Genomic DNA, 24610 nt, shown 5'->3' with positions numbered 1-24610 from the left:
GCCGCCAAAGTAGCCAAACATGGCGAACATATCTACAGGTGACGAGGTGCTCTTCATCCGCGTCAGAGCGATTTTGCCAGCGTTCTCAGCTCGAACTTCTGGATCTTACCCGTTGATGTCTTTGGCAGTTCTTGGAACAGGACTTTCTTCGGACATTTGAAGCCAGCGAGCCGTTTACGAGTGAAGGCGATGAGTTCGGCTGCATCCGCTGTGGCACCTTCTTTCAACTCGATGAAAGCGCACGGCACTTCGCCCCATTTGTCGTCGGGTTTTGCGACCACGGCGCAGAGGTTGACGGCAGGATGGTGCATGAGCGCGCCTTCCACTTCGACCGAGCTGATGTTTTCCCCTCCAGAAATGATGATGTCTTTGGCGCGGTCAGAGATTTGGATGTAGCCGTCGGGGTGTTGGATGGCGAGGTCCTCGGAATGGAAGTAGCCACCAGCGAAGGCTTTGGCCGTGGCCTCGGGGTTCTTAAGGTAGCCCTTCATGACAGAGTTGCCGCGCATGACAATCTCACCCTGCGTGTCGCTGTCCATCGCGACTTGACCCATCTTGTCGTCGAGGACGGTGACATGTTCCATTTGCGGATAGGCGACGCCTTGGCGGGCCTTGATCGCGGCTTGTTCGTCTTGCGGCAGGCCATCCCAGTCGTCGGTCCAGATGCATTCAGTGACGTGGCCGTAAGTTTCGGTCAGGCCGTAGACTTGGGTGACGTTGAAGCCGAGTTTTCCGATTGCTTCGAGCGTTGCCGGTGCGGGCGGTGCGCCAGCGGTGAACACCTCTATCGTGCGGTTGAAGGGGCGGCGTTCGTCGTCGGCTGCGTTGACGATAAGGTTGAGCACGATGGGCGCGCCACCAAAGTGGGTGACGCCGTGGTCGGCAATGGCGTCATATATCGCTTTGGCCGTGATGTCGCGGCAGCAGACAACCGTGCCGCCCATGACGGGGATCATCCACGTGTGGTTCCAGCCGTTGCAGTGAAAGAGCGGCACGATTTGCAGCAGTGTCGGATAAAGCGTCATCTGCCAGCTGATCGGCGTGCCCATTGTCATCAGATACGCGCCACGATGGTGATAGACGACACCTTTCGGACGCCCTGTGGTGCCGGAGGTATAGTTGAGCGCGAGGCTTTCCCATTCTTCCTGTGGCAAGATCCATTCGAAGTCGGGATCGCCGTTGGCAATGAATTCCTCATAATCCGTCTGCTCGCCAATGCCTGCGACACCCGCAATTGGGTCAGGGACTTCGATGATTAGCGGGGCGGGGCCTTCCATCAGCTCAACGGACTGCATCACCGAAGGCAGGAATTGACTGTCTACCAAGGCGACTTTCGCCTCCCCATGATCGAAGATATAGGCGATGGTGTCGACGTCGAGGCGCGTGTTGATCGTGTTGAGGACCGCGCCGCAGGCGGGAACGCCAAATGCGGCCTCTGACTGGGCGGGAATGTTGGGAAGGATCGTTGCGACCACATCGCCGGGCTTCACGCCCGCTTTGACGAGGGCGGAGGCCAGTTGCGACACGCGTGCATGATACTGGCGGTAGGTCAATTGGTGATCGCCATAGATCAGCGCGGTCCTGTCTGGATAAACGATGTTGGCACGGCTGAGATGGCTCAGGGGTGTGAGCGGCACATAGTTTGCCGCGCATTTATCAAGCCCGGTCTCGTCTGACATCCATCCCATGGCGCGCCTCCCCTACGTGCGAGTTGGGCTTCAAGGTATGCCGATTCTCAAATGTCAGACAATAGAGCATTTGGCGGCAGCGATAGGCCAATTTCGCCACATTTGTAGCCTGTCAAAAACCGCATTTGGACAGGCGTTTTTTTGTGATTGCCGATTGCTGTATAGGTTGGTGCGGCTTTCAGCCTTTGTCGCTGCGCCACAAATCCCATTGTTTTCATAGGGTTGGATCAAACCACTTTGCAGGCTGATCTTGTTTCCAATTTTAAGACAATTTGAATGAACGTCGGCAGATTACCTTCTCGGCCTGAACAGTGACACAATTATACCTTATTCAGACCGCAAACGCGGCACGCGAATCGCGCTCACTGAGATCGGGTGCTCGGATTAGTAGCACCTCACATTACATTTCAGAGAAAGGGGTCGCTATTATGTTTGGTTTGGGTTTTACATCACAGAATGACAAAGTTGCCTATATTGGGCAGCAGCAGCCGGAGTGTTTGGCTGATTGCCCACAGGGCGTTGTCGCAGGAACAAAAGTTGCCACACCACAAGTGTGGCGGGTAGTCGAGGCGGTTGCGCCAGGCGACTAAGTGCTGACATTTGATGGCGGGATGCAAACCGTCGTGTAAGTGAAGCGCGAGGTGATCTATGCCAATGCGGATACAGATATGCCGGAGGGCTGGCCGCTGACCGTCCCAGCCGATGCGTTGGGCAATGCCGCACCGCTAACGCTGATGTCGAAGCAAGCGGTCTTGGTGGAAGGCGAAACGGCCCAAAGCGTCTTCGGTGATCCGTTCGCGATGATACCCGCCGAAGCTTTGGACGGGTTCCGTGGGATCACACGCTGCAAACCACACGGACGGTTTGAAGTTGTGGTGATCCAGTTCGCTCGTGACGAAGTAATCTTTGCCAACGTCGGCGCGCTTTTCTTTTGTCCGCGCACCGTGGACACGTTGGAGCTGGCGGCTGAGCCAGCCGATTACAACGTGATGCCTTTGGAACAGGCAGATTTGTTGGTGAGCTTCTTGGAAGAAGAAGATGCCGGATCCGTCTCACTCGATGAGGCGAAAACCGTATTTAACGCAGCAGCTTAGCGCATTCCGGAAGCCAAGCGTTTTGGAAAGGGGCACTTCGAGAAGCTAGTGCCCCTTCCCTTTAGATTGGCACAATCGAACACAAAAAACCGCCATGCTGATGAACCCCAGCATGGCGGTTTTGATTTTTCAGGGCCTAGGCTGCTTTTGCGTCAGTGCCTGTGCCGAAGCGTGCGTAGAAGGATTGACCGCTGTCGGCCATTTCTTGCAGCAGGGCTGTTGTTGTGAAGCGTTCGCCGTGTGCCGCTGTCAGTTGGTCGCAACGCTCCGCCGCGTAGGGCGCGCCGATGATGTCGAGCCAGCTGAACGGGCCACCGGACCAAGGGGCAAAGCCCCAGCCGAGGATCGCGCCAACATCGCCTTCGCGGATGTCTTCGAGCACGTTTTCCTCTAACGCGCGGACCGCTTCGAGGACTTGCGCGAAGAGCAGGCGATGCTGGACTTCCAAAAGGTCAGGCTGATCGTTGGCCACTGGGAATTTCTCTGACAGACCTTCCCACAGACCTTGGCGTTTGCCTTTTTCGTCGTAGGCGTAGAAGCCAGCGTTTGATTTGCGGCCCAAGCGTCCTTCTTCAAACATCCAGAACAGAACTTCGTCCTGTGCGTCGTCATAAGCGTCGCCCATAGCGGCTTTGGTCGCTTTCGCAATCTTCACGCCGAGGTCGATGGAGGTTTCATCCGTCAACTGAAGCGGGCCAAGCGGCATACCGACGAGTTTCGCCGCGTTTTCGATCAATGCAGGCTCTACACCTTCTTTGACCATGCGGATCCCTTCGTTGATGTAAGGGATGATGCAGCGGTTGGCGTAGAAGAAGCGCTCGTCGTTGACAACGATTGGCGTTTTGCGGATTTGGCGCACGAAGTCGAGCGATTTGGCCACGGCGCGGTCGCCTGTTTCCTTGCCTTTGATGATTTCCACCAACAGCATCTTGTCCACGGGAGAGAAGAAGTGGATGCCGATGAACTGCTCTGGGCGTTTGGACGCTTTGGCGAGTTCTGTGATTGGCAGGGTGGAGGTGTTGGATGCGAAGATGCAGTCTTCGCCTACGATGGCTTCGACTTTCTTTGTCATCTCCGCTTTGACGCCCACGTCCTCGAACACAGCTTCAACGATCAGGTCGCAGCCTTTCAGTGCGTCAAGGTGGGTTGTCGCGTTGATCAGGTCGAGCACGGCGTCCTTCTTTTCCTCGGTCACTTTTTTGCGCTTGATGCCTTTGTCCATATACGCGGTTGTGTAAGCTTTGCCTTTGTCAGCTGCTTCTTGTTCGCGGTCGATCAGGACAACTTCGATGCCTGCAAGGGCGGAAACAAGCGCGATACCCGCACCCATCATGCCTGCGCCCAAAACACCGACTTTTTTGACGGTTTCGTCGTCAACAGCAGGGCGGTTCGCACCTTTTTCCAGCGCTTCCTTGTTGATGAAGAGGGAGCGGATCATCGCTTCGGAGCTTGGATTCATCAAGACATGTGTGAACCAGCGGGCTTCGATCTTGATCGCTGTATCGAAGGGTACGAGCGCGCCTTCGTAAACTGCGGACAGCAGGGCCTTAGCCGCTGGGTAGACGCCTTTTGTCTTGCCAATGACCATGGCGGAGGCACCGACGAAGGTCATGAACCCAGCTGGGTGGTATGGCGCACCGCCGGGTATTTTGTAGCCCTTTTCATCCCAAGGCTTAACGATGGAGGGCTCTGACAGAACCCATGTCTTCGCAGCGGAGAGAAGCTCATCCGCAGGCACAACTTCGTCGATCAGGCCAGCGGCCTTGGCTTTCTGCGGATCGCTCAACTTGCCTTCCAATAGGAAGGGGGAGGCTGTCATCGCGCCCAGTTTGCGCACAAGGCGTGTTGTGCCGCCCATGCCTGGGAAAATGCCGACCATGATTTCCGGCAGGCCAATTTTGGCTTTTGGGTTGTCGGCGGCAAAGATGCGGTGGCAGGCGAGCGGGATTTCAAAACCAATGCCCAGGGCTGTGCCAGGCAGGGCGGCTGCGATCGGCTTGCCGCCTTTGTTGGTCTTGGCGTCCATGCCAGCGCGTTCGATTTTGCGCAGCACACCGTGAGAGGCCATCAGCCCGTCCATCAGACCTTGCGCTGGGTTGTCGCCAGCGCTTTTTTTCATCTTTGCGATGATGTTGAGGTCCATACCGCCCGCGAAGGAGCCTTTTTTGCCAGAAGTGATGACAATGCCTTTGACGGCGTCATCTGCGAGGGCTTGGTCGATGAGCGCATCAAGGTCGAGGAAACCTTGCTGGTTCATCACGTTCATGGACTTGCTTTGTGTGTCCCATGTGATGACGGCAACGCCATTAGTGTCTGTGGCCATTGTGAAATCTGTCATTTTCTTCTCCTGTCCGCGTGTGGGCGGTTTATCTGGTGGGCCGATTGAGACCCTAAGTACTTACTGCGGCGCTCAGTGCGACCGCGACAACATCATCCTTGGCGAATTCGTAGCGTGACATGCAGGCTTTCCATTCATTTCCAATCCACATCAAAACTGTTTGGCATTTGATTTCCGCAGTGAGGACCGCATGGTCCGGTGCCAGGTTTGAATAGCTTCCGTCGATCCTGTCGCGACCTTTTGGTTTCGCATCATGGCAAACCGCAGTGAGGTTTGGTTCGCCAGTGTGGGTCAAAGTGCAAACAGCGTCGAAGACTGCTTTGAGGTGGTGAGGCTCCCGGATGTTTATGGTTTCAAAGGAGGTTGAAATGTGGTGGGGCAAATGGACGACATAAGCGAAGGCGTCGAAATCACGGCTCAGGTAAGAGCCGGTGACGCGGTCCAGTAAGTCTTGGAAGACTTGTTTGGCTTCGCTTGCTGTTATTGCACCCATTCAGATCAGACCCTTTCGATGATGGTTGCGGCGCCCATGCCGGATGCGATACAGAGCGTGGCAAGACCTGTGCCTTTGCCGGTGCGCTCCAGCTCGTCGAGCAGGGTTCCTATGATGATTGTGCCAGTTGCACCAAGTGGGTGCCCCATCGCGATAGAGCCGCCGTTGACGTTTACTACGCTGTCGTCGACGTCAAAGCGCTGCATGAAGCGCAAGACGACGGACGCGAAGGCTTCGTTCACTTCGAAAAGGTCGATGTCGCTGATGGACATACCAGAATCGGCAAGGATCTTCTCTGTCACGGGCACAGGGCCTGTGAGCATGATGGTTGGATCGGTGCCGATCTTTGCCGTCGCGCGAATTTTGGCGCGTGGCTTCAGGCCGTAGGCTTCACCAAACTCTTTGTTGCCGATCAGAACACCGGCTGAGCCATCCACGATACCGGAAGAGTTACCTGCGTGGTGAATGTGGTTGATTTTTTCGAGGTGTGGGTACTTTAGCAGGGCGACGTTGTCGAAGCCTGGCATCACTTCGCCCATTTGCTGGAAGGATGCGTTCAAAGACCCAAGCGCCTGCATGTCTGTGCCAGGACGCATGTATTCGTCGTTGTCGAGGATTGTCAGACCGTTGACGTCCTTCACAGGGACGATGGACTTTTCAAACCGGTTGTCGGCCCAAGCTGCGGCTGCGCGGTCTTGGCTGCGGACAGCCAAGGAGTCTGCGTCGTCGCGGGTGAAACCGTATTCTGTCGCGATGATGTCGGCAGAGATACCTTGCGGTACAAAGTATGTTTCCATCGCAATCGATGGGTCCACAGCAATCGCGGCCCCGTCAGAGCCCATCGCCACGCGGCCCATCATTTCAACGCCGCCAGCGATATAGGCTTGGCCAGCGCCGCCTTTGACTTGGTTCGCGGCAAGGTTCACAGCTTCCATGCCAGAGGCGCAGAAGCGGTTGATGGCAAGGCCAGGGATTCGCTCATCAAGGTCGGAGGCCAGAACTGCCGTCCGTGCGAGACAGCCACCTTGCTCACCTACTTGGGTCACATTGCCCCAGATCACATCCTCAACAGCATGACCTTCAAGGCCGTTACGCTCTTTCAGGGAGTTCAGAACGCCAGCGGACAGGCGTGCAGAGGTGACCTCATGCAAGCTGCCGTCTTTGCGGCCTTTGCCGCGCGGTGTACGAACGGCGTCGTAGATATAGGCTTCCGTCATAGTCTTCTCCTTCAGGATGCACCGAGGAAGGCACGGGGCATCAGGTCATAAGGGTGTTTCCAACCGTCGAGGTCTGAGATGTTTGTCAGCCAACGGTCGATGTTGGGAAATTCTGTGCGGTCAAATCCAAATGGTTCTGGATAGTAAAGATAAGAACAGCAGGAGAGGTCCGCATTGGTGACGTTGCGACCAACGATCCAATCGCGGCCGTCTAGGTGCGTGTTCAGTGTTTTGTAGGCGGAGGCGAGGCGACTTTGCATAAAGCTAATCACCTGCGCTGGGCGCTTTTCTTCGGGCAGGAAGTTCATCAGGAAGCGGGTCATGCCAGCCTGTGAGCTGAGCTTGTGGTTGTCCCACAGAACCCAGCGCAGAACTTCGTATTTCTCATCCAGCTCACCACCGAATTTTCCCGTTTTATCAGTGATGTACTGCTGGATTGCGCCAGATTGGCTTAGGGTGAAGTCGCCATCGACGAGGACGGGTGCTTCGGCCATCACGTTTTGTTGGCGAAATTCATCTGTGCGGGCGGCACCAGCGAAAAAATTAACTTTGACGACCTCCCAATCGAGGCCAGCAAGTTCGAGGGCAAGGGTCGCTTTGTAGGCGTTGCCGCTTTCGCCGAAGCAATGCAATTTGATTGTCATATCGCGACCTCCATCTGCGCTATTGATTCCGGCATGGCAGTCCCGTCTGAAAGATTTTCAGGCAGTGGCCGAAAGTATCTTTATTGATGACGCTGTCGAAGTTTTTGAACATACAAGATAGCGCCTCTCCCTCCTCCAGATGACTGTCCTGAGCGAACTTTTTGAGCCTACGATAGCCGTCCTCTGTCATGGCGACGGGGAAGCGGCGCTTCAGGCGAAGTCGTTTGTGCATCTGGTCCTCAAAGTGGTTAGGTGGGCATTCCTGCCCACCCTAAGATCAGAAGTTCGCAGCCTCCAGTGCCATCACAGTATCGGCACCGGTGTTGATCCGGGCGAGGTGTGTTTTGGTCGCTGGAAGTTGGCGCGCCATGTAGTAGCGGCCTGTTGCGAGCTTGGTTTTGTAGAACTCTTTATCGGATGCGCCGCCTTCAAGGGCCTCCATCGCAGCCTTGCCCATGCGGGCCCACATCAGGCCGAGGCAGACGTGCCCCATCATGTGCATGAAGTCATACGAACCGGACAATGCGTTGTTCGGGTTTTTCATTCCGTTTTGCATGAAGTACATGCCCGCCGCTTGTAGGTCCTTCGACGCCTCTTTCAGGGGGTCAAGGAAGTCTGCTTTAAGCGCTTCGTTGCCTTCGTTCTCTTTGATAAATGTCTTGATCATCTCGAAGAACGCCATGACGTGCTTGCCGCCATCCTGTGCGAGCTTGCGGCCCACGAGGTCAAGCGCCTGAACACCGTTTGCGCCTTCATAGATCATCGCGATCCGTGCATCACGTGCGAACTGGGACATGCCCCATTCTTCGATGTAACCGTGCCCACCGTAAACCTGCTGCGCAGCAACGGCATATTCAAAGCCCTTGTCGGACAAGAAGCCTTTGATAACAGGTGTCATCAGGGAGATCAGGCCGTCGGCATTTTTGTCGTCGTTCTTGTGGGCCTTGTCGATCAGTAACGCGCCCCAGTATGTGAACGCGCGCGCGCCCTCGACGAAGGATTTTTGGTCCATCAGGTTGCGGCGGATGTCAGGGTGAACGATCAGTGGGTCGGCTGGACCTTCTGGGTTTTTTGCACCTGTCACATCGCGGCCTTGCAAACGGTCGTTCGCGTAAGCAACCGCGTTTTGGTAGGCAGCTTCGGCTTGTGCGTAACCTTGCAGACCCACGCCCAACCGCGCTTCGTTCATCATGACGAACATGGCGCGCATGCCTTTATGCTCTTCCCCGATGAGGTAGCCTTCGGCTTCGTCGTAGTTCATCACGCAAGTTGAGTTGCCGTGGATGCCCATTTTCTCTTCGATTTTACCGCAGCTAACGCCGTTGCGCGCGCCAAGGTTGCCTTCATCGTCGTGCAGGAATTTCGGTACGATGAAGAGGGAGACACCCTTGATGCCTTCTGGGCCGCCTGGGATTTTTGCCAACACCAGGTGGATGATGTTGTCGGACATGTCGTGTTCACCGGCAGAGATGAAGATCTTCTGACCGGAGACTTTGTATGTGCCGTCTTCCTGTGGAACCGCTTTGGTGCGCATCAGGCCAAGGTCTGTGCCGCAGTGTGGTTCTGTCAGGTTCATTGTGCCTGTCCACTCACAAGATGCGAGTTTTGGCAGGTAGAGGTTTTTCTGTGCTTCTGAGCCGTGGTCAAGAATAGCGGACAACGCACCGTGGGTCAGACCTTGGTACATGTTGAACGCCATGTTGGCACTGACCATTGGTTCCTGAGCGGCAGTGTGCATGACGTATGGCAGACCTTGGCCGCCAAACTCTTCTGGCACATCCATGGCAGTCCAGCCGCCTTCTTTCATTTGCTCAAACGCTTCTTTGAAGCCCTTTGGTGTACGGACAACACCATTTTCAAGGACGCAGCCCTCGGTGTCGCCAACGACGTTCAGGGGTGCCAAGACTTCGGATGACACCTTGCCAGCTTCTTCGAGGACGGCGGCTGTAAAGTCGCGGTCAAGTTCGGAGAACCCAGGAATATCCTGTTCGCTGACCTTCAAAAGGTCATGCAGTACGAATTGAAGATCTTTGGTCGGTGCTGTGTAGCTTGGCATCTTTTCTATCTTCCCGTTTAAGTGGCTTCTGTTTTTTCTTTCGAGAGCTTGGCAAGTTTTGCCGCACCCCATTCCATTTGAACCTTCAACTCACCGATCGCCTCTTCTAGTTCAGCCTTTTGAGCTTCCATCTGGGCGAGGTACTTTTCAGCGAGTACGTAGGTCTTGCTCAGCTGTGTCTCTTGCTCATCATCCATGTGATAGAGGTCGAGCAGCTGGCGAATTTCTTCCAACGCGAACCCGAAACGCTTGCCGCGCAAGATCAGCTTCAACCGTGCTTGATCGCGCTTTGTGTACAGGCGGCGTTGACCTTCCCGATCTGGGAAGATGAGTTCTTTTGCTTCGTAAAAACGTAGGGTGCGTGGTGTGACGTCATAGGCGTCGCACATCTCGCGGATTCTCAATCGTTCTGTCGTCATAACAAAAGCCAGACTATCTGTTCGGTCCCACACTCAAGACCCCATGCCTTGGATGCGCCGCACCTGTGATTTACAGATTTACTTTACAAGAAGTGTTGACGTTAACGTAAACGGAACGTGGCGTCACTTTTTTGCTTACGAAACGTAAGCAAAAAATTTCATTGGTTTTGGCGCAATTTTCTAACGGTGACGAACAGCGTTCAGTTCCCCGTCCGCACTGTCTGGTCCGGAAGATTCGACTGCTAGCTCAAGGACGACGCGACATCGTCGCGGTGTTTTTCAAGCTCTTTGATCGCCAGATCGAGCTGCGACCGCTGTTCGCGCAATTCATCGAGCTGCTTGCCAGCCAATTCGACCCACGACTTCATCTGCGCTTCGTTGCCGTCATTTTCGTAGATCAACAACCACTGGCGAATGTCTTCCAACGCAAAGCCCCAGCGCCGACCACGCATGATAAGGGTCATACGCGCAACCTCGCGGGGGCCATAAAAGCGGGACCGGCCTTCTTTTTCAGGTGCCAGCAGTTCGATGTATTCGTAATAGCGCAACGTTCTGGGTGTGACGTCAAATTTCGAGCACATTTCTTTGACCGATAGTCGCTGGTCTGTCATCGCTTGCCCCCTTACCTAAAGGTATCACCATGTTGATTTGCTCGGCAACTTTGTTGCGCGGTGAATCTGGTACTCTCCAAAGAACTGCGTCATTTCGTCGCCAGCTTGCGGATCCAGCACAATCTGCCAAACTTCGCTTCAACAGGCAAAGAGCAGTCATGATAAAAACGAACGATCAAGATGGCAGAAAGATGCGGATCGCGCATCAATTCATTTCGGCCTTGCCGCACGCCAGAGCGCTGGGCATGGAAATTGTGGACATCCGAGATGGGGAAGCCGTGGTGCGGATGCCCTATAACCAGCGGCTGATAGGCGATCCAGAAACGAAAGTTGTGCATGGTGGTGCTGTGTCTGCGTTGATGGATACCTGTTGCGGGGCCGCGGTGATGGCGCATCCTGAGGCGCTGGGCAGCACAGCGACGATTGATCTGCGGATTGATTATATGCGTTCTGCCACGCCGGGGCAGGCGATCACGACGACAGCCACCTGTTATCATGTGACGAAATCCGTGGCCTTTGTTCGCGCGGTAGCGGTCGATGACGACAAAGACTGGCCCGTGGCCTCTGCCACTGGCGCCTTTACTGTGGTGGTGGCATAAGATGGCGAATCGTCCCGAACCCGTACAAGTCCTCAAACAACGGCGCGATAGCGTCTTACAGTCGTTGGTGGCTGGCGTGCCCTACATCAATTTCATGGGCATCCAGATTGATCGGCGTGGTGATGAGCTGACAGGGGTTTTGCCCTATGCCGACATGCTGATTGGCAACCCGATGCTGCCAGCGCTTCACGGTGGGGCCACTGCCGCGTTTCTGGAAGTTACTGCGATCATCGAATTGAGTTGGGTTCTGCTCTGGCAGGATATGGAAGCAGGGAGAGAGGTGGATGGCACCACCTTCAAAATGCCCAAGACGATTGATTTCACGGTCGACTATCTGCGGTCCGGCTTGCCGCGTGACGCCTATGCGCGGGCGAAAGTGAACCGCTATGGGCGGCGCTATGCGTCGGTGAATGTCGAGGCGTGGCAGGACAATCGTGATCGGCCCTTTGCGCAAGCAACTGGCCACTTTCTGTTGAGCTAGCGTGATAGCACAGGGTCCCCTCACGCATCGTCGCGTTCTGGCCATCGCGATCCCGATTATGATTTCCAATGTCACGGTGCCCATTTTGGGTGTCGTCGACACTGGTGTCGTCGGACAATTGGGGGAGGCGCCGCCGATTGGTGCTGTCGGGATCGGCGCGATTAGTTTGACAGCGATCTATTGGATTTTTGGTTTTCTGCGAATGGGCACCGTTGGCCTCACTTCGCAAGCCTTGGGGTCAGAGGATCTCGATGAAGTCGCCGCCTTGCTGACCCGCGTTCTGGCGATTGGGTTCGGGGCAGGGCTGATGCTGATCCTGCTGCAATCGGTCCTGTTTTGGCTGGCCTTCCAAGTGTCGCCTGCCAGCGCGGAGGTTGAGGCGTTAGCTCGCGGCTATATGGCCATCCGCATTTGGTCCGCACCAGCGATGATTGCGCTCTACGGTGTGATGGGCTGGCTCATCGCGCAGGAACGAACAGCGGGCGTGATGGTCGTTCAGCTGACTATGAACGGGATCAATATCCTGCTCGATCTGCTGTTCGTGCTTGAGTTCGAATGGGGCGTAACCGGCGTGGCTTGGGCCACGTTTATTGCAGAATGGAGCGGGCTTGCTATCGGCATGTGGCTCTGCCGCGATAACTTTCGAAGTGTGGCTTGGCGCAATTGGATGCGCGTGTTGGACCGTGCGCGATTGCTCAATATGGCGGCGGTCAATGGTGATATCCTGATCCGGTCGGTTCTGTTGCAAGCAATCTTTGTCAGCTTCATGTTTTTTGGGGCGCGATTTGGCGATGCGACCTTGGCGGCCAATCAGGTTTTGCTGCAATTTCTGTTCGTCACCTCCTACGCGATGGATGGGATAGTCTTTGCGGCGGAAAGCTTGATCGGGCAGGCGTTTGGGGCGAAGTCGCGGGCACGGTTGCGGCGCGCAGTCGTTTTAACCAGCACATGGGCGGCGGCGATTTGTGTCGTGATGTCGATCGGGTTTTTTATCTTCGGGCACTGGGCGATTGACCGCATGACAACCGCCCCCGATGTGCGGGAGGCGGCGCGCATCTATATGATCTATATGGTGCTTTCGCCTATCTTTGGCTTTGCGGTATGGATGCTGGATGGGATTTTCATCGGGACCACGCGCACCAAAGACATGCGTAATATGATGATCGTGTCGGCGGTGGTATATTTCGCCGCGGTGGTGCCGTTGATGGTGGTCTTTGAAAACCACGGGCTGTGGATCGGGATGCTTTTGGGGTTTGCGGTGCGCGGGGCGACGCTGGGCAGCCGATATCCTGCCTTGGAACGTGCGGTGCTGGGTTAGAGAAGGGCGTTCACGTTCTCAGGTGGGCGGCTCATGACCGCCGTGTTGCCTTTGATCACGATTGGGCGTTCGATCAGAATCGGGTGTTCGGCCATCGCCGCGAGCAGGGCCTCATCATCCGCATGTTTGAGGTTTAGCTCTTTGAAGACCTTTTCGCCTTTGCGCGTGATGTCTTTGGCTGTGACGCCAAGCTTTGACAGAGCGGCTTTGATCTCATCAGCGCTGGGCGCATCTTGCAGGTAAAGGCGCGTTTTGAAGTCAACGCCCGCGGCTTCGATCAAAGTGAGAGTTTGCCGTGATTTCGAACAGCGCGGGTTGTGCCAAATTTCGATCATCGCCAGAGCCCTTCATCCACACCCACGGCTTCCTCTACAGAGGCAAAGCCGTCGTTCAGCAACAACTCGTCCAGACCGCCCGCGATGTCATTGGCGAGGGAGATGCCGTGGTACACCATCGCGGTGTAAAGCTGCACCGCCGACGCGCCCGCGCGGATCTTGAGATATGCTTGCTCAGTTGAGCCGACACCGCCGACGCCGATGATCGGCAGGCGAGTGTGCTGGCGCAGTTCTGCAAGCACCCTCGTGGATTTTTCGAACAAAGGTTGGCCGGATAGCCCGCCTTTCTCACCTGCGTGTGCACTTTTCAAACCATCGCGGGACAGCGTGGTGTTTGTGGCGATTAGGCCGGAGATACCCGATGTGTTGGCGACATCTGCGATTTCTGCAATCTCGTCCGTGTTCAGATCAGGGGCGATTTTTAGGAAGATCGGCACGGGGGCATCAAGCGTCTCATTCGCTTCCATCACACCTTGCAGTAGAGATTCTAATGCGGCCCGGCCCTGCAAATCGCGCAACTTTTCCGTATTGGGGGACGAGACGTTGACCGTCGCGAATTCAATGTTGTCGCCGCAGTGTTTCAACACCTTTGCAAAATCGCCAGCGCGGTCGTCGCTGTCTTTGTTGGCGCCGAGGTTCAGCCCGACGATGCCACGCCGATGCTTGAGGCGTTCATTGATCGCGTGCATCCCGTCGTTGTTAAAGCCAAAACGGTTGATGGCGGCTGCGTCCTCTGACAGTCGGAACAGCCGTGGCTTTGGGTTGCCGGGTTGCGAGCGCGGTGTGGCAGCGCCAACTTCGAGAAACCCGAAAGCAGAGCGGGAGAGCGGCTTGAGCGCGGTGGCGTTCTTGTCAAAGCCTGCGGCCAGACCCACGGGATTTTCCAGTGCGAGCCCTGCAAGGTTGGTGCGCAAGCGCGGCGTCGTGAAGGGGCCCAAACTGGGGCCAAGCCCTGTCCGCAGTGCCAAAAGGCCCAAAGCATGCGCCCGTTCAGGATCGAGGGACCGCAAAAGCGGCAGGCTCATCCGTTCCAGAAGCGTCATGCGAGGTCCGGGAATTGGTGCCGGCCATCCACCACAGGAAGTGGCTTGGTCCAGACAATGTCGCTCAATCTGATTTTGCGATAAAGATGTGGAAACAGAACCCCTTCACGGGCCGGTTCCCATTTCAACGGCTCCAAAGTGTCCGCTTCGACCGCGCAAAGCACCAGCTCTTCAACGCCAGAAAAGTATTTATCCGCAGTTTTTTTCACCGTCTCAGCAGTTGAAAAATGAATATATCCGTCTGCCACATCGATGGGTGCGCCTTCGGTTTCGGACAACCTTTGCAGATCGGCCCATTCGTCGTTGCGGAAGATCTTAAAAATTAGCATGCAGGCGTCATGGCCCGAACTCTGGTGAGCGTCAAGCTGAAGCGCTGTCACAAAAATGATGCGTCACAAGCCTAGGGCATTTGCAGAGAGACCCGAAATGGTGATCCCGCCAACACATACAGACGTCCAAGGGGGGTTCTCATGATTAAGCGCATTTTGACCACAGCGAGCGAATTGTCGCTGACCGCAGGTATGGCAGTTGCTGATTTTTCATTGAAAATCATTAACATCAACTTCGGACAGCCGTATTAAACCGATCAACCGGTTCGATTTGACCTGCGGGGCGGAGGAAAACGCCGAAGGGAAGTGCTTTGGCGGCTATGCTCGAGTGAAGACTATGATCGACCAGTATTAGGGCTCCCTGATGTACACGACCTATAAAGGTGACGTCGAAGCCGAGATGGCAGAGATCGTTGGCTTTGACGCGATTGCCGTGGGCAACTACGAGTTTGATGACGATGATGAAGGCTTGGCCAAGCAGGCCGACACTGTTTCATTCCCCGTGATTTCCGGCAACATTGATGTCAGCCAGTCCAACATCCTTGCTGGGAAAGTCGACAACCATGTTGTGCTCGAAGTTGGCGAAAAGAAGGTCGGTATCATCTCTGCATGGGCTTCTTATACCGTGGAAACGTCTTCACCTTAGGATGCTGTTATCTTCCCAGATAAAATCGAAAGCCTGCAGGGCGATGTTGCCGCGTTGGAAGCCGAGGGTGTCGATAACATCAACGCGCTGACACACGTCGGCTTGAAGAACGACATGGACATCGCAGCGATGGTTGCAGTGTTTGATGCGGTCGTGGGCGGTCACCCCCACACGCTGATGTTGAAAACCAAAGAGGGTGCGCTGGCCTATCCGCAAATGGTCGGTGATGTGCCCGTTTTGCAGGCCTATGCCTATTCTAAATATGTGGGTCATCTCAAGCTTGGGTTCGACGATGCCGGCAATGTGACGTCGGTCACAGGTGACACGATCCTGCTCAATGCCACCGTTGCGGAAGACGAAGCGATCGTCGCGCGCGTGGCAGAGCTTGCCGGTCTAATCGAAGAGATGAAGACCCGCGTTGTCGCTGATGCAGCGGAAGCCATTGAAGGCGATCGGTCTGTCTGCCGTGCTGTTGAGTGCCCAATGGGGAACTTGGTCGCGGATGCGATGCTGGACCGCGTTGCGGATTAGGGCATCCAAATCGCCATTCAGAACGGTGGTGGTTTGCGTACATCCATTGACGCAGGGGAAGTCACAATTGGCGAAGTGCTGACTGTTCTGTCTTTCCAAAACACGCTTTCCACATTCGAAGTGACGAGTGAGACTATTGGTGCGGCGCTTGAGAACGGTGTGAGCGAAATGGAAGAAGGCGCAGGTTGTTTCCCGCAAGTTGCGGGCATGTCCTACACGGTTAATCCGTCAGCAGAGGCGGGCAGCCGTATCTTCGACGTGTTGGTCGGCGGTGCGCCGATTGATTTGGCAGCGACCTACAGCGTTGTGTCCAACAAATACGTTCGGAACGGCGGCGACGGCTACAGCACTTTTGAAAGTGCTGCGAATGCCTATGACTTCGGCCCAGACCTTGGGGATGTGACAGCGGAGTACCTGGCAGACAATGCCCCTTACCAGTCTTATACCGATGGCCGTATCACTTTGAAGTAAACCGACCACTGGTTTGAGTTTGGCACCCCCGCTATATTGCGGCGGTGTTTTCCTTTTGGCAGAGGGCTGATGGACCATCCGCTGATAGATTTGATCGACGCCAAGGTGCGGGAGGCTGAGGCCGAAGGGGCCTTTAACGACCTGCCGGGTGGGGGCAAGCCTTTGCCGGAAGATCAGGCGGGGCTCGATTATCTTGCGCGGACCATGCAGCGCAACGGTGTGGTGCCGGAGTTTGTTCTGCTGCAAAAAGAGCTGGTTGCGCTAAGAGGAGGCTTGCCAGACCTGCCGATGTCGGAGCGGCGCGTCGTTTTGAAAAAGATTGCCGATTTGGAGCCACGGATCGCCTTGGCGAAAGAGGCTTGGACCCGCTGAGATGTGTGGACGGATGGCATTGACCCTCCCGCATGAAGCGATGGTGCAGTTGTTTGACGCGACACCGTCCAACGATTTGCCGGATGTTCCCAATTACAACATTTGCCCGACGACGCAGGTGCATGTTGTCACCTCTGCTGACGGCACACGTCGGTTGCAGTCGATGCGCTGGGGGTTTCTGCCGCATTGGTACAAGGCGCCCAATGGTGGGCCGTTATTGATCAATACGCGGTCGGAGACGATTGCGGAGAAACCAGCCTTCCGTGATGCCTGTCGCAATCGACGGTGTTTGATCGTGGCGAGCGGGTTTTATGAATGGAAACGGGTTGAGGGGCAGAAGCCTTTGCCATGGTGGGTCGTGCGGTCAGACGGTGCGCCAATGGCTTTTGCCGGTGTCTGGCAGAATTGGGGAGCAGGGGATGAGGCGCGGCCGACTTGCGCAATTGTGACGACAGCGGCCAACAAAGCGATGGAACCCATTCATCATCGCCTGCCAGTGATCTTGGAAGAAGCAGATTGGCCGCTTTGGTTGGGTGAGGCAGGCAAAGGGGCTGTGGCCCTTATGAAAAGCGCCCCCGAAGAGGCGCTGACCTTCACCCGTGTTTCGACGGCAGTGAATTCCAACAAAGCAAAAGGGCCCAAATTGATCGAGCCCTTTGACGATCACTGACCGAGATCAGGTTCGTCGAAGGAGACTTCGCCACGATAATTATTGCGGCTCCATGAGTATCCTTCGCGACGCGGGGCATAGAGTATTGGTTCATAACATGATGGCCACGTCATGACGTATGTGTTGCCGGACGAAATCCACGGCGTCTGGAAACCGTCGGTTGGACCAGCAAAATAGAATCCGAAATCGCGATCATCATTGAAGTTGAGCGCTTGCATGTTCTCATTGTCGAACATTTCATCAGGATCATAATTAGGGCGGACCAAGCACGGGTCATCTGAATCATATCCAGAGATATTGTCGTTTCGATCGGGTGTTCCCAGGCGCACGCGGCTTGCGTATTAATTTATGAATTGGATCGTGTCGCCAGGCTGGATGTGAATGACCTTCGGGAAATATCCTGTTCGCTGCATCCGCATCTCGTGGGCTGTGCCGGAATTTGCCTGTGCAACGGCATCGACCGCGGGGATCAACGCTGCGGTTGCCAAGAGGGTTGTGATCGCAATTTTCTTCATATTTCTAACCATAAGTAACAACGCTCTGAGTACTTACGCTCATGTGTTTACTGGCCAAATCGGGCGCGGATATGGCTGGTCTGGCTTGGGAGGGTGGCCGTTTGATCTGTTATTGGGGACAGTTCGCGACAGGAGGCTTATCCGTCCTAGATAGAGAAACAACAAACGGAGGTGAAATTGCAGCCAAATCGGGCTCCTCGGTTTGACCGGGATGCTTGTTGTGGCTGGACTTATGTGTCGGATTTAACCGAAGAACATCCGTCTGGTTTTGTCGCTTGACGGTCCACAGGGGCTAAAATATAGCCAAAGTTCCTGAGCGGGTATGGTGAAATGGTATCATAAGAGCCTTCCAAGCTTAAGGTGCGGGTTCGATTCCCGCTACCCGCTCCAGGATGTTCGCAACACGTGCTGACTTGCTCTTTCGGCGACGCAGTTTTATCTCGACAGACCGGAGACACGACGTACGAATGGCTGACACACTTATCCAATCAGAAGACGATCGCGCGGCGTCCAAGCAAGTTGGGACGTTGAAGCATTTGTGGCCGTTCATGGCACCTTATCGTGTGATGATGATGCTGGCTTTGATGGCGCTTATAATTACGGCTGGGCTGTCGCTGGCCCTGCCACTGGCCGTTCGGCGCGTGATCGACACTTTCAACGAAGAAAACGCGCAGTTGTTGCAGGATTATTTCCTCGCAGCCATCGGGATTGCAGCCTTTTTGGCCGTCGGTACGGCGATGCGGTATTACCTTGTCACTCGTTTGGGCGAACGGGTGGTGGCGGACATTCGAAAGGGTGTCTTCAATCGCATGATTGCCATGAGCCCCGCATTCTTCGAAAAAATCATGACGGGGGAGGTTCTCAGCCGGATCACGACCGATACGACGCTGATCTTGTCAGTGATCGGCAGCTCCGTCTCTGTCGCGCTGCGCAATGTCTTGATCCTTGTTGGCGGCATCGGGTTGATGCTGTGGACGTCTGTGAAGATGTCGGCACTCGTGCTCTGGCCCATTCCTTTCATCGTTTTGCCAATCATTCTTTTGGGTCGGCGCGTCCGCCGGTTGTCGAAAGAAAACCAAGACTGGATCGCGGCATCGTCTGGTGACGCTTCAGAGCAGTTGTTGTCTGCGCAGACGGTTCAGGCGTTCACGCATGAAGGGTTGAGCCGCGAAAAGTTCGGCGATGTGACGGAGCGCAGTTTTGTCGCCGCCCGCCGCCGGATCGCAACGCGCGCCTTTCTGACAGCAATTGTGATCTTCATGGCGTTTTCTGGGATCGTTGGCTTTCTTTGGATGGGCGCCAATGATGTGCGGACCGGCGTGATCACTGTGGGCGAGCTGGTTCAGTTCATGATCTACACGATCATGGTGGCCGGAGCGCTGGCGGCTTTGACTGAAATTTGGGGCGAGTTACAACGGGCCGCAGGTGCAACGGAACGGCTGGTGGAACTGTTGAGTGCCGAAGATACGGTTTCCGATCTGGCCAATGCGGTCGCTGTGCCAGAGCGCATGCGAGGTGAAATTGCTTTTGAAGATGTGTCTTTCAGTTATCCGTCGCGGCCAAGTATTTCTGCCCTTGATGGTGTGAGCTTGCAGATCAGCCCGGGTGAGACCGTCGCGCTCGTCGGGCCATCAGGCGCCGGCAAAACAACGATTATTCAGTTGGTGCAACGTTTTTATGACCCTCAAAAGGGCAGGGTCACGATTGATGGCATCGACGTTAAAGACATGGCGCGGATGGATTTCCGACAGCACATCGCCTTGGTGCCGCAAGATCCTGTGATATTTGCCGATACCGCGCGTGAGAATATTCGCTTTGGACGGCCTAAAGCGACGAATGCAGAAGTTGAGGCCGCCGCGAAAGCCGCCGCTGCGCATGACTTTTTGATGGGTTTGCCGGACGGGTACGACAGTCAGGTGGGTGAGCGCGGTGTGATGCTGTCTGGTGGTCAGAAGCAGCGGATTGCCATCGCGCGGGCCATTCTGCGGGATGCGCCAATCCTTCTATTGGATGAGGCGACCTCCGCACTGGATGCGGAAAGCGAAGTGGCGGTGCAGCAAGCGGTTGAGCAACTCTCGCAAGATCGGACCACCTTGATCGTGGCGCACCGTTTGGCGACGGTGAAAAAGGCGGATCGGATCATTGTGTTCGATGGTGGTCGCGTCGTCGCTCAGGGCACGCACGACAGCCTTGTGGCCGAAGGTGGGCTTTATGCACGGCTGGCCAAACTGCAATTTACGGACGGTTCCGCGGCCGCTTAGTGCTTGTTTCGCTGCGTCAGTCTTGCGCGACTAGCTAAAGTTATACATCCTGCGCGTCAGGGAGTGCGCACGCAGTGGAGCGAGCGTATAGACAACAGGGGAGGAGCGCAGCGTGGCCTTTAGGAATGCTGACGATCGGAACGCAATCGAACAAGAGATGCCATGGGAGCAGCGCGAGCTGCCAACCACGATGTTCGAAATGATCAGCGAAACGGCTGCCAAGTTTGGTGACCGCAAAGCGATCACATTTCAACTTCAGTCCGGTGAAAAAGACCCCGAAGAGACGTTCACTTGGAATGAGGTGAAAGCGAAGACGGCGCAAACCGCAAACCTTTTCCGTTCACTGGGAGTTGGTGAGAAGGATGTTGTCGCTTACCTAATGCCAAACGCAAACGAAACGATCCTGACGTATCTGGGTGGACAAGTTGCAGGCATCGTGAACCCGATCAACCCTCTGCTCGAAGCAGAACAGATCGCTGCGATCCTGCGTGAGACCAACGCCAAGGTGTTGGTCACGCTGAAGGCTTTCCCAAAGACAGACGTGCCGCAAAAAGCGGCGGAGGCCTTGGCGCTGGCCCCGAATGTTGAGACAGTTCTTGAAGTGGACCTGCTGCGCTATCTGACGGGTCTGAAGAAATTCATCGTACCGCTTATTCGTCCGAAGAACCCTGTGAAGCACAAAGCCAAAGTGCTCGACTTCATAACAGAGGTGAACAAGCAGCCGACGACCTTGTCATTTGCTGACAGCTCGTCTGACCGTGTGTCTGCCTATTTTCACACTGGTGGGACGACGGGTATGCCGAAGGTCGCGCAGATGCGGTACTCCGGTATTATCTACAATGCTTGGTTGGGTCATCGCCTTTTGTTCACAGAGAATGACGTTCAGATTTGTCCGCTGCCGATGTTCCACGTTTTTGCAGCCATCGTATCGCTTGGGGCGTCGCTCAAGTCCGGCGCGCATATCGTTTTCCCAACGCCTCAAGGCTATCGCGGCGACGGTGTGTTCGATAACTTCTGGAAGCTTATCGAGCGTTACAAAGTGACGTTCATGATCACTGTCCCGACAGCGATTGCTGCACTGATGCAGCGCCCAGTGAACGCCGATATTTCATCGCTAAAGCAAGCCTTCTGTGGCTCCGCGCCGCTGCCGGTTGAGCTTTACAAGAAGTTTGAGCAGGCCGCTGGCGTCAACATCTGCGAAGGCTACGGTCTGACGGAGGCGACGACGCTTGTTTCCATCAACCCACCAGAGGGGGAGAAGAAGGTCGGCTCCATCGGTCTGCCATTCCCGTACACCGACATCAAAATCATGTCTGTTGCGACAGGTGAGGAGACAGAAGCCGGTGGCATTGGTGAGATCTGTATCTCCAACCCTGGTGTTTCAATGGGGCATACTTATACTGAGGCGTCCAAAAACGTAGGCCTCTACTACCCTGGTCCAAAATCTGAGACACAGTACCTGCGCACGGGCGATCTTGGCCGTATGGATGAGGATGGCTACCTGTGGATTACAGGTCGTGCGAAAGACTTGATCATTCGTGGCGGTCACAACATCGATCCCGCCGAGATCGAAGAAGCTTTGGCAAGCCATGACCAAGTCGCGATTGCGGGTGCCATCGGTCAGCCGGATGCCCATGCGGGTGAGCTGCCTTGCGTCTACGTTGAGCTTGTCGCTGGTGCGACTGTGACAGAGGCGGAATTGCAGGCCTTCGCGGAAGAGCACATTCATGAGCGTGCGGCGCATCCAAAGTATCTTGAGATCGTTGAAGAACTGCCAAAGACAGCGGTTGGCAAAATCTTTAAGCCGGACCTGCGTAAGAGCGCGATGACACGCATCTTCAACGCGGCCCTTGCCGATCATGACGCAGAAGTTGTTGCGGTAGTTGAAGATAAGAAGCGTGGCCTCGTCTCAAAGGTTCAGAAAGGCTCGAACTGTGACAAAGCGGCGGTCGCCGACGTCATGGGTCGCTTTATCCCGAAATGGGACTGGGCAGACTAAGAAAAGAAGTTGGAGCGGTTAGTGCAATGGCACCACCGCTCCGCTTTCTCAGGGCGCGCACGTTTCTTTTTGCGCTTTGCGCGGTCGCATTGAGCGGGTGCGTCCTTTCCGACCAAATCGAGAACTCAATTGTTTGGCAGGATGCCCGAGCGACAAATGAACGCTTTGGATCAGCACGCGCGCCGCAGTTGGATGCCACAAGCACACATGTCATTCGTAACCACAAAGGCGGCCGGATCATTGTTGTGGAGGCGCAACGGCGCCAATTGCTCAATTGGGGCGGACTCGTTCGGATTGAAGGGTTCTGTAATTCAGCCTGCGTGATCCTGACGACCTTGCCTAATGCCTGCCTCGCGCCCAAGGCGAGGATTGGATTTCATTCCGCATCGATTAATTTTGGCCCCGTCGGGAACGCTCAATTGGCGCGATACCTTAGAAATGGGGTCCTGCAGCGGTTCTTGGAAGTCTGGCAGTTTGTGCCCAATGATGACCTGCACCGGATTACAGCAGAACGTTATGTCGCTCTCGACCCTGAGACGCGGCTCTGTACTGTTTGACTGCGCCAAAGTTCTGTGGGGTATGTAAGGGTTATCGCTTGGGACTGGTCATGCTGTTAAATTTCCAAAGCGAACAGGGAAAGTTTTTCGCGTTCTGCCATCGACCAAATACGATTGCATTGGTGCATGATCTGCAATGCACCAACGCAGGTGTCACCATCGAAAACAGGGGTTCCAAGATACGCCTCAAGCTTTTCGGCTTTCATGAATGGGTTGCTGAAGGCTGGCGAGTGGCTGCTTAAAGATGTAATCGCCAATTCGCGACCCGTGCTGAGGATATGGCTTTCACAAGATGCTGGATCAGCACATGTGATCATGGTCTCAACAAAACGGCTATGATTGGTCAGGACCTGACTTGTTAACACTTCGTTTGCTTCTGACTGTTGGGTTAGAATGCATGCTATCGCTTCGAATTCATCGCGCAATTTGTAGAAGAATTCTACATCAACAGTCTGAACCTTGCGCAATGTGGGCACCTATTTGAATGATCAAAACCAACTCTCCTTTGAGGTGTAATAGTGTTTCCTTGAGGCGCTAAAGTTAATTCGACTTATTGTTCTAAGTATTTAGTAAGCATCATTTATGTTTGCTTTTTTGCGTGAAAATAGGTCCGGAAATATCTATTAATATTAGAGCCTTATGCATCTATTTTGAGTCTTTTATATGAATCTGGTTCGAAATAGATGGCGGTGGCGCAATCACCACTCTAGACGGCAATATTTTCGGTGCGTTCATCTTGAGGATGGTGCTGCCGGAGAGAATTGAACTCTCGACCTCTCCCTTACCAAGGGAGTGCTCTACCTCTGAGCTACGGCAGCATCGAGGCTGCGAATTAGCTGCAAACGATCGTTCACGCAAGCCCTCTCTGGACCCTTTTTCGTTGGGTTGATATTCCATCAGTATGGAGCAAAAGCGCGACAAAGAAGATAAGGCCAAGAAGCCCCAGACCCGTGAAGACAGGTTGAAGGCGGCGTTGAAGGCCAATATGGGCAAACGCAAGGCGCAAGCCCGCGCACGGGCGGCTCAATCGGCAGATCAGAAAGAGTAGACAGGCATGGACTCGATAGTTGTCAAAGGGGGAAATGCCCTCGACGGTCGCATTCAAATTGCGGGCGCTAAGAACACCTCCTTAAAGCTCATCGCCGCGTCCATTTTAACGGAAGAGCCGGTGACGCTGACCAACGTGCCGAAGCTCGCCGATGTGCGCACGATCTCCGACGTGATGGAGTCGCTAGGTGTCGAGATTGCGCGACTTGAAGGCGGGCGCGTGATAGTTTTGAGCGCGGCAGATTTGACGAGCCATAAGGCAGAATATGATTTGGTGCGGAAGCTGCGCGCGTCTTTTCAGGTGTTGGGTCCGCTGTTGGCGAGGAATGGGGAGGCGGTCGTTTCTCTCCCCGGTGGCTGCGCGATTGGTGCGCGACCAGTGGATTTGCACCTTGATGCGCTCGAAAAGATGGGTGCCAAGGTTGAGTTGCGCGATGGCTATGTGCATGCGTCCGCGCTCCAGGGCCTAAAGGGGTGCGAAATTGAGTTTCGCTTCGCCTCCGTCGGTGCGACGGAAAATGCGATGGCGGCGGCGACGCTGGCCAAAGGAACGACAGTCATCAAGAACGCGGCGCGGGAGCCGGACACGGTTGCGCTGGCCGATTGCCTAAACGCGATGGGGGCGCAGATCGAAGGGGCCGGCACGTCCACCCTGACCATTACAGGTGTCGATCGCCTGAACGGTGTCACGCAGCAAGTTCTGACGGATCGGATTGAGCTTGGCACGTTTATGGTCGCGCCGATGATAGCAGGTGGGTCGGTGGAGTTGATCGGCGGACGGCTCGACCTCATCCCGTGTTTTGCGGAAAAGATGGTCGAAGCGGGCGCGATTATCGAGGAAACAGACCTTGGCTTGAAAGTGACCAAAGGCGACGG

At 55.2% G+C, this 24610-nt stretch carries 26 protein-coding genes, 2 tRNA genes and 1 pseudogene; 13 read left to right on the top strand and 16 right to left on the bottom strand.

All coding sequences use genetic code 11. From position 1 onward, the window contains the following. Positions 1 to 62 precede the first annotated feature (62 nt). Positions 63 to 1688 carry an AMP-binding protein gene (locus ACTF5F_RS02550; protein WP_438955316.1) on the bottom strand — a complete coding sequence of 542 codons (1626 nt, stop codon included), beginning with the start codon at positions 1686 to 1688 and terminating at the stop codon, positions 63 to 65. A 641-nt stretch (positions 1689 to 2329) separates the two neighbouring features. Between ACTF5F_RS02550 and ACTF5F_RS02545 the strand changes: the two genes are divergently transcribed. Then, positions 2330 to 2782 (top strand): Hint domain-containing protein, encoded by a 453-nt coding sequence (locus tag ACTF5F_RS02545; RefSeq protein ID WP_438955315.1) that lies wholly within the window; start codon positions 2330 to 2332, stop codon positions 2780 to 2782. Positions 2783 to 2918: 136 nt separating this feature from the next. Here ACTF5F_RS02545 and ACTF5F_RS02540 read toward each other — a convergent pair whose 3' ends face one another. The 8 genes from ACTF5F_RS02540 to ACTF5F_RS02505 all read right to left on the bottom strand — a co-directional run bounded on the left by ACTF5F_RS02540 (position 2919) and on the right by ACTF5F_RS02505 (position 10560). Then, positions 2919 to 5120 carry a 3-hydroxyacyl-CoA dehydrogenase NAD-binding domain-containing protein gene (locus ACTF5F_RS02540; RefSeq protein WP_438955314.1) on the bottom strand — a complete coding sequence of 734 codons (2202 nt, stop codon included), beginning with the start codon at positions 5118 to 5120 and terminating at the stop codon, positions 2919 to 2921. Between the two features lie 52 nt (positions 5121 to 5172). Further along, a complete protein-coding gene (locus ACTF5F_RS02535; RefSeq protein ID WP_438955313.1) occupies positions 5173 to 5613 on the bottom strand; it encodes a hypothetical protein in 441 nt (146 codons plus the stop codon). A 5-nt stretch (positions 5614 to 5618) separates the two neighbouring features. After that, complete coding sequence (locus ACTF5F_RS02530; RefSeq protein WP_438955312.1) at positions 5619 to 6830, bottom strand: acetyl-CoA C-acetyltransferase; 1212 nt, start codon at positions 6828 to 6830, stop codon at positions 5619 to 5621. Positions 6831 to 6841: 11 nt separating this feature from the next. Next, positions 6842 to 7474 carry a glutathione S-transferase family protein gene (locus tag ACTF5F_RS02525; RefSeq protein WP_438955311.1) on the bottom strand — a complete coding sequence of 211 codons (633 nt, stop codon included), beginning with the start codon at positions 7472 to 7474 and terminating at the stop codon, positions 6842 to 6844. 19 nt (positions 7475 to 7493) lie between these two features. Then, positions 7494 to 7706 (bottom strand): hypothetical protein, encoded by a 213-nt coding sequence (locus tag ACTF5F_RS02520; protein WP_438955310.1) that lies wholly within the window; start codon positions 7704 to 7706, stop codon positions 7494 to 7496. A gap of 45 nt (positions 7707 to 7751) precedes the next feature. Next, a complete protein-coding gene (locus ACTF5F_RS02515; protein WP_438955309.1) occupies positions 7752 to 9530 on the bottom strand; it encodes an acyl-CoA dehydrogenase C-terminal domain-containing protein in 1779 nt (592 codons plus the stop codon). 17 nt (positions 9531 to 9547) lie between these two features. Beyond that, complete coding sequence (locus ACTF5F_RS02510) at positions 9548 to 9949, bottom strand: MerR family transcriptional regulator (RefSeq protein ID WP_438955308.1); 402 nt, start codon at positions 9947 to 9949, stop codon at positions 9548 to 9550. Positions 9950 to 10191: 242 nt separating this feature from the next. Next, complete coding sequence (locus ACTF5F_RS02505) at positions 10192 to 10560, bottom strand: MerR family transcriptional regulator (RefSeq protein ID WP_438955307.1); 369 nt, start codon at positions 10558 to 10560, stop codon at positions 10192 to 10194. A 158-nt stretch (positions 10561 to 10718) separates the two neighbouring features. Between ACTF5F_RS02505 and ACTF5F_RS02500 the strand changes: the two genes are divergently transcribed. From ACTF5F_RS02500 to ACTF5F_RS02490, 3 genes are read left to right on the top strand one after another with little or no spacing between them, the layout of a single operon-like run. Next, positions 10719 to 11159, top strand: a complete 441-nt coding sequence (locus ACTF5F_RS02500; protein WP_438955306.1) for a PaaI family thioesterase — start codon at positions 10719 to 10721, stop codon at positions 11157 to 11159. Position 11160: 1 nt separating this feature from the next. After that, on the top strand, positions 11161 to 11640 hold the full coding sequence (locus ACTF5F_RS02495) for a PaaI family thioesterase (RefSeq protein ID WP_438955305.1): 480 nt from the start codon (positions 11161 to 11163) through the stop codon (positions 11638 to 11640). Positions 11641 to 11698: 58 nt separating this feature from the next. Continuing rightward, positions 11699 to 12958, top strand: a complete 1260-nt coding sequence (locus ACTF5F_RS02490; protein ID WP_438955453.1) for an MATE family efflux transporter — start codon at positions 11699 to 11701, stop codon at positions 12956 to 12958. Here ACTF5F_RS02490 and arsC read toward each other — a convergent pair. The 3 genes from arsC to ACTF5F_RS02475 are packed head-to-tail and all read right to left on the bottom strand — an operon-like array spanning position 12955 to position 14665. After that, on the bottom strand, positions 12955 to 13293 hold the full coding sequence (gene arsC, locus ACTF5F_RS02485; protein ID WP_438955304.1) for an arsenate reductase (glutaredoxin): 339 nt from the start codon (positions 13291 to 13293) through the stop codon (positions 12955 to 12957). The genes ACTF5F_RS02490 and arsC overlap by 4 nt on opposite strands. Beyond that, positions 13290 to 14336 carry a quinone-dependent dihydroorotate dehydrogenase gene (locus ACTF5F_RS02480; RefSeq protein WP_438955303.1) on the bottom strand — a complete coding sequence of 349 codons (1047 nt, stop codon included), beginning with the start codon at positions 14334 to 14336 and terminating at the stop codon, positions 13290 to 13292. Before ACTF5F_RS02480 ends, arsC begins: the two co-directional genes overlap by 4 nt. Next, the gene (locus ACTF5F_RS02475) at positions 14333 to 14665 is read right to left on the bottom strand and encodes a DUF952 domain-containing protein (protein ID WP_438955302.1); all 333 of its coding nucleotides are present in this window, start codon (positions 14663 to 14665) and stop codon (positions 14333 to 14335) included. Before ACTF5F_RS02475 ends, ACTF5F_RS02480 begins: the two co-directional genes overlap by 4 nt. A 141-nt stretch (positions 14666 to 14806) precedes the next feature. Here ACTF5F_RS02475 and ACTF5F_RS02470 point away from each other — a divergent pair. The 3 genes and pseudogenes from ACTF5F_RS02470 (at position 14807) to ACTF5F_RS02460 (ending at position 17355) form a co-directional block, all read left to right on the top strand. Beyond that, positions 14807 to 16313 (top strand): annotated as a pseudogene (locus tag ACTF5F_RS02470) (bifunctional metallophosphatase/5'-nucleotidase). A 69-nt stretch (positions 16314 to 16382) separates the two neighbouring features. Next, positions 16383 to 16685 carry a DUF1992 domain-containing protein gene (locus ACTF5F_RS02465; RefSeq protein ID WP_438955301.1) on the top strand — a complete coding sequence of 101 codons (303 nt, stop codon included), beginning with the start codon at positions 16383 to 16385 and terminating at the stop codon, positions 16683 to 16685. Between the two features lies 1 nt (position 16686). After that, positions 16687 to 17355 (top strand): SOS response-associated peptidase, encoded by a 669-nt coding sequence (locus tag ACTF5F_RS02460; protein WP_438955300.1) that lies wholly within the window; start codon positions 16687 to 16689, stop codon positions 17353 to 17355. Here the strand turns inward: ACTF5F_RS02460 and ACTF5F_RS02455 are convergent. Beyond that, positions 17349 to 17621 carry a hypothetical protein gene (locus tag ACTF5F_RS02455; protein WP_438955299.1) on the bottom strand — a complete coding sequence of 91 codons (273 nt, stop codon included), beginning with the start codon at positions 17619 to 17621 and terminating at the stop codon, positions 17349 to 17351. The two genes, ACTF5F_RS02460 and ACTF5F_RS02455, sit on opposite strands and share 7 nt — an antisense overlap. A gap of 75 nt (positions 17622 to 17696) precedes the next feature. After that, entirely contained in the window at positions 17697 to 17870 is a 174-nt protein-coding gene (locus ACTF5F_RS02450) for a hypothetical protein (RefSeq protein WP_438955298.1), read from the bottom strand. Between the two features lie 316 nt (positions 17871 to 18186). Here ACTF5F_RS02450 and ACTF5F_RS02445 point away from each other — a divergent pair. The 4 genes from ACTF5F_RS02445 to ACTF5F_RS02430 all read left to right on the top strand — a co-directional run bounded on the left by ACTF5F_RS02445 (position 18187) and on the right by ACTF5F_RS02430 (position 22687). Then, positions 18187 to 18260: transfer RNA gene (locus ACTF5F_RS02445), tRNA-Gly, on the top strand. Between the two features lie 77 nt (positions 18261 to 18337). Further along, a complete protein-coding gene (locus ACTF5F_RS02440) occupies positions 18338 to 20131 on the top strand; it encodes an ABC transporter transmembrane domain-containing protein (protein WP_438955297.1) in 1794 nt (597 codons plus the stop codon). 112 nt (positions 20132 to 20243) lie between these two features. Continuing rightward, a complete protein-coding gene (locus ACTF5F_RS02435; RefSeq protein WP_438955296.1) occupies positions 20244 to 22130 on the top strand; it encodes an acyl-CoA synthetase in 1887 nt (628 codons plus the stop codon). 26 nt (positions 22131 to 22156) lie between these two features. Further along, on the top strand, positions 22157 to 22687 hold the full coding sequence (locus ACTF5F_RS02430; RefSeq protein WP_438955295.1) for a hypothetical protein: 531 nt from the start codon (positions 22157 to 22159) through the stop codon (positions 22685 to 22687). 56 nt (positions 22688 to 22743) lie between these two features. Here ACTF5F_RS02430 and ACTF5F_RS02425 read toward each other — a convergent pair whose 3' ends face one another. Then, entirely contained in the window at positions 22744 to 23154 is a 411-nt protein-coding gene (locus tag ACTF5F_RS02425; protein WP_438955294.1) for a GAF domain-containing protein, read from the bottom strand. 276 nt (positions 23155 to 23430) lie between these two features. Then, positions 23431 to 23505 (bottom strand) — tRNA-Thr (locus ACTF5F_RS02420). Between the two features lie 83 nt (positions 23506 to 23588). Here ACTF5F_RS02420 and ACTF5F_RS02415 point away from each other — a divergent pair. Both ACTF5F_RS02415 and ACTF5F_RS02410 read left to right on the top strand, forming a co-directional pair. Next, positions 23589 to 23735 (top strand): hypothetical protein, encoded by a 147-nt coding sequence (locus tag ACTF5F_RS02415; RefSeq protein WP_438955293.1) that lies wholly within the window; start codon positions 23589 to 23591, stop codon positions 23733 to 23735. Between the two features lie 6 nt (positions 23736 to 23741). After that, positions 23742 to 24610 (top strand): UDP-N-acetylglucosamine 1-carboxyvinyltransferase (locus ACTF5F_RS02410; protein ID WP_438955292.1); only part of this gene is annotated, 869 nt, incomplete at its 3' end.

The organism is Cognatiyoonia sp. (genome assembly GCF_965661665.1).
Classification (GTDB): Bacteria; Pseudomonadota; Alphaproteobacteria; order Rhodobacterales; family Rhodobacteraceae; genus Cognatiyoonia.
Note: the sequence above shows the minus strand (reverse complement) of the source record. Positions and strands in the feature narration are given on the sequence as shown.

Coding starts and splice junctions, on each gene's coding strand:
- ACTF5F_RS02550 (WP_438955316.1), bottom strand. CDS start 1,688: ATGGGATGGATGTCAGACGAGACCGGGCTTGATAAATGCGCGGCAAAC.
- ACTF5F_RS02540 (WP_438955314.1), bottom strand. CDS start 5,120: ATGACAGATTTCACAATGGCCACAGACACTAATGGCGTTGCCGTCATC.
- ACTF5F_RS02535 (WP_438955313.1), bottom strand. CDS start 5,613: ATGGGTGCAATAACAGCAAGCGAAGCCAAACAAGTCTTCCAAGACTTA.
- ACTF5F_RS02530 (WP_438955312.1), bottom strand. CDS start 6,830: ATGACGGAAGCCTATATCTACGACGCCGTTCGTACACCGCGCGGCAAA.
- ACTF5F_RS02525 (WP_438955311.1), bottom strand. CDS start 7,474: ATGACAATCAAATTGCATTGCTTCGGCGAAAGCGGCAACGCCTACAAA.
- ACTF5F_RS02520 (WP_438955310.1), bottom strand. CDS start 7,706: ATGCACAAACGACTTCGCCTGAAGCGCCGCTTCCCCGTCGCCATGACA.
- ACTF5F_RS02515 (WP_438955309.1), bottom strand. CDS start 9,530: ATGCCAAGCTACACAGCACCGACCAAAGATCTTCAATTCGTACTGCAT.
- ACTF5F_RS02510 (WP_438955308.1), bottom strand. CDS start 9,949: ATGACGACAGAACGATTGAGAATCCGCGAGATGTGCGACGCCTATGAC.
- ACTF5F_RS02505 (WP_438955307.1), bottom strand. CDS start 10,560: ATGACAGACCAGCGACTATCGGTCAAAGAAATGTGCTCGAAATTTGAC.
- ACTF5F_RS02500 (WP_438955306.1), top strand. CDS start 10,719: ATGATAAAAACGAACGATCAAGATGGCAGAAAGATGCGGATCGCGCAT.
- ACTF5F_RS02495 (WP_438955305.1), top strand. CDS start 11,161: ATGGCGAATCGTCCCGAACCCGTACAAGTCCTCAAACAACGGCGCGAT.
- ACTF5F_RS02490 (WP_438955453.1), top strand. CDS start 11,699: ATGATTTCCAATGTCACGGTGCCCATTTTGGGTGTCGTCGACACTGGT.
- arsC (WP_438955304.1), bottom strand. CDS start 13,293: ATGATCGAAATTTGGCACAACCCGCGCTGTTCGAAATCACGGCAAACT.
- ACTF5F_RS02480 (WP_438955303.1), bottom strand. CDS start 14,336: ATGACGCTTCTGGAACGGATGAGCCTGCCGCTTTTGCGGTCCCTCGAT.
- ACTF5F_RS02475 (WP_438955302.1), bottom strand. CDS start 14,665: ATGCTAATTTTTAAGATCTTCCGCAACGACGAATGGGCCGATCTGCAA.
- ACTF5F_RS02465 (WP_438955301.1), top strand. CDS start 16,383: ATGGACCATCCGCTGATAGATTTGATCGACGCCAAGGTGCGGGAGGCT.
- ACTF5F_RS02460 (WP_438955300.1), top strand. CDS start 16,687: ATGTGTGGACGGATGGCATTGACCCTCCCGCATGAAGCGATGGTGCAG.
- ACTF5F_RS02450 (WP_438955298.1), bottom strand. CDS start 17,870: ATGAAGAAAATTGCGATCACAACCCTCTTGGCAACCGCAGCGTTGATC.
- ACTF5F_RS02440 (WP_438955297.1), top strand. CDS start 18,338: ATGGCTGACACACTTATCCAATCAGAAGACGATCGCGCGGCGTCCAAG.
- ACTF5F_RS02430 (WP_438955295.1), top strand. CDS start 22,157: ATGGCACCACCGCTCCGCTTTCTCAGGGCGCGCACGTTTCTTTTTGCG.
- ACTF5F_RS02415 (WP_438955293.1), top strand. CDS start 23,589: ATGGAGCAAAAGCGCGACAAAGAAGATAAGGCCAAGAAGCCCCAGACC.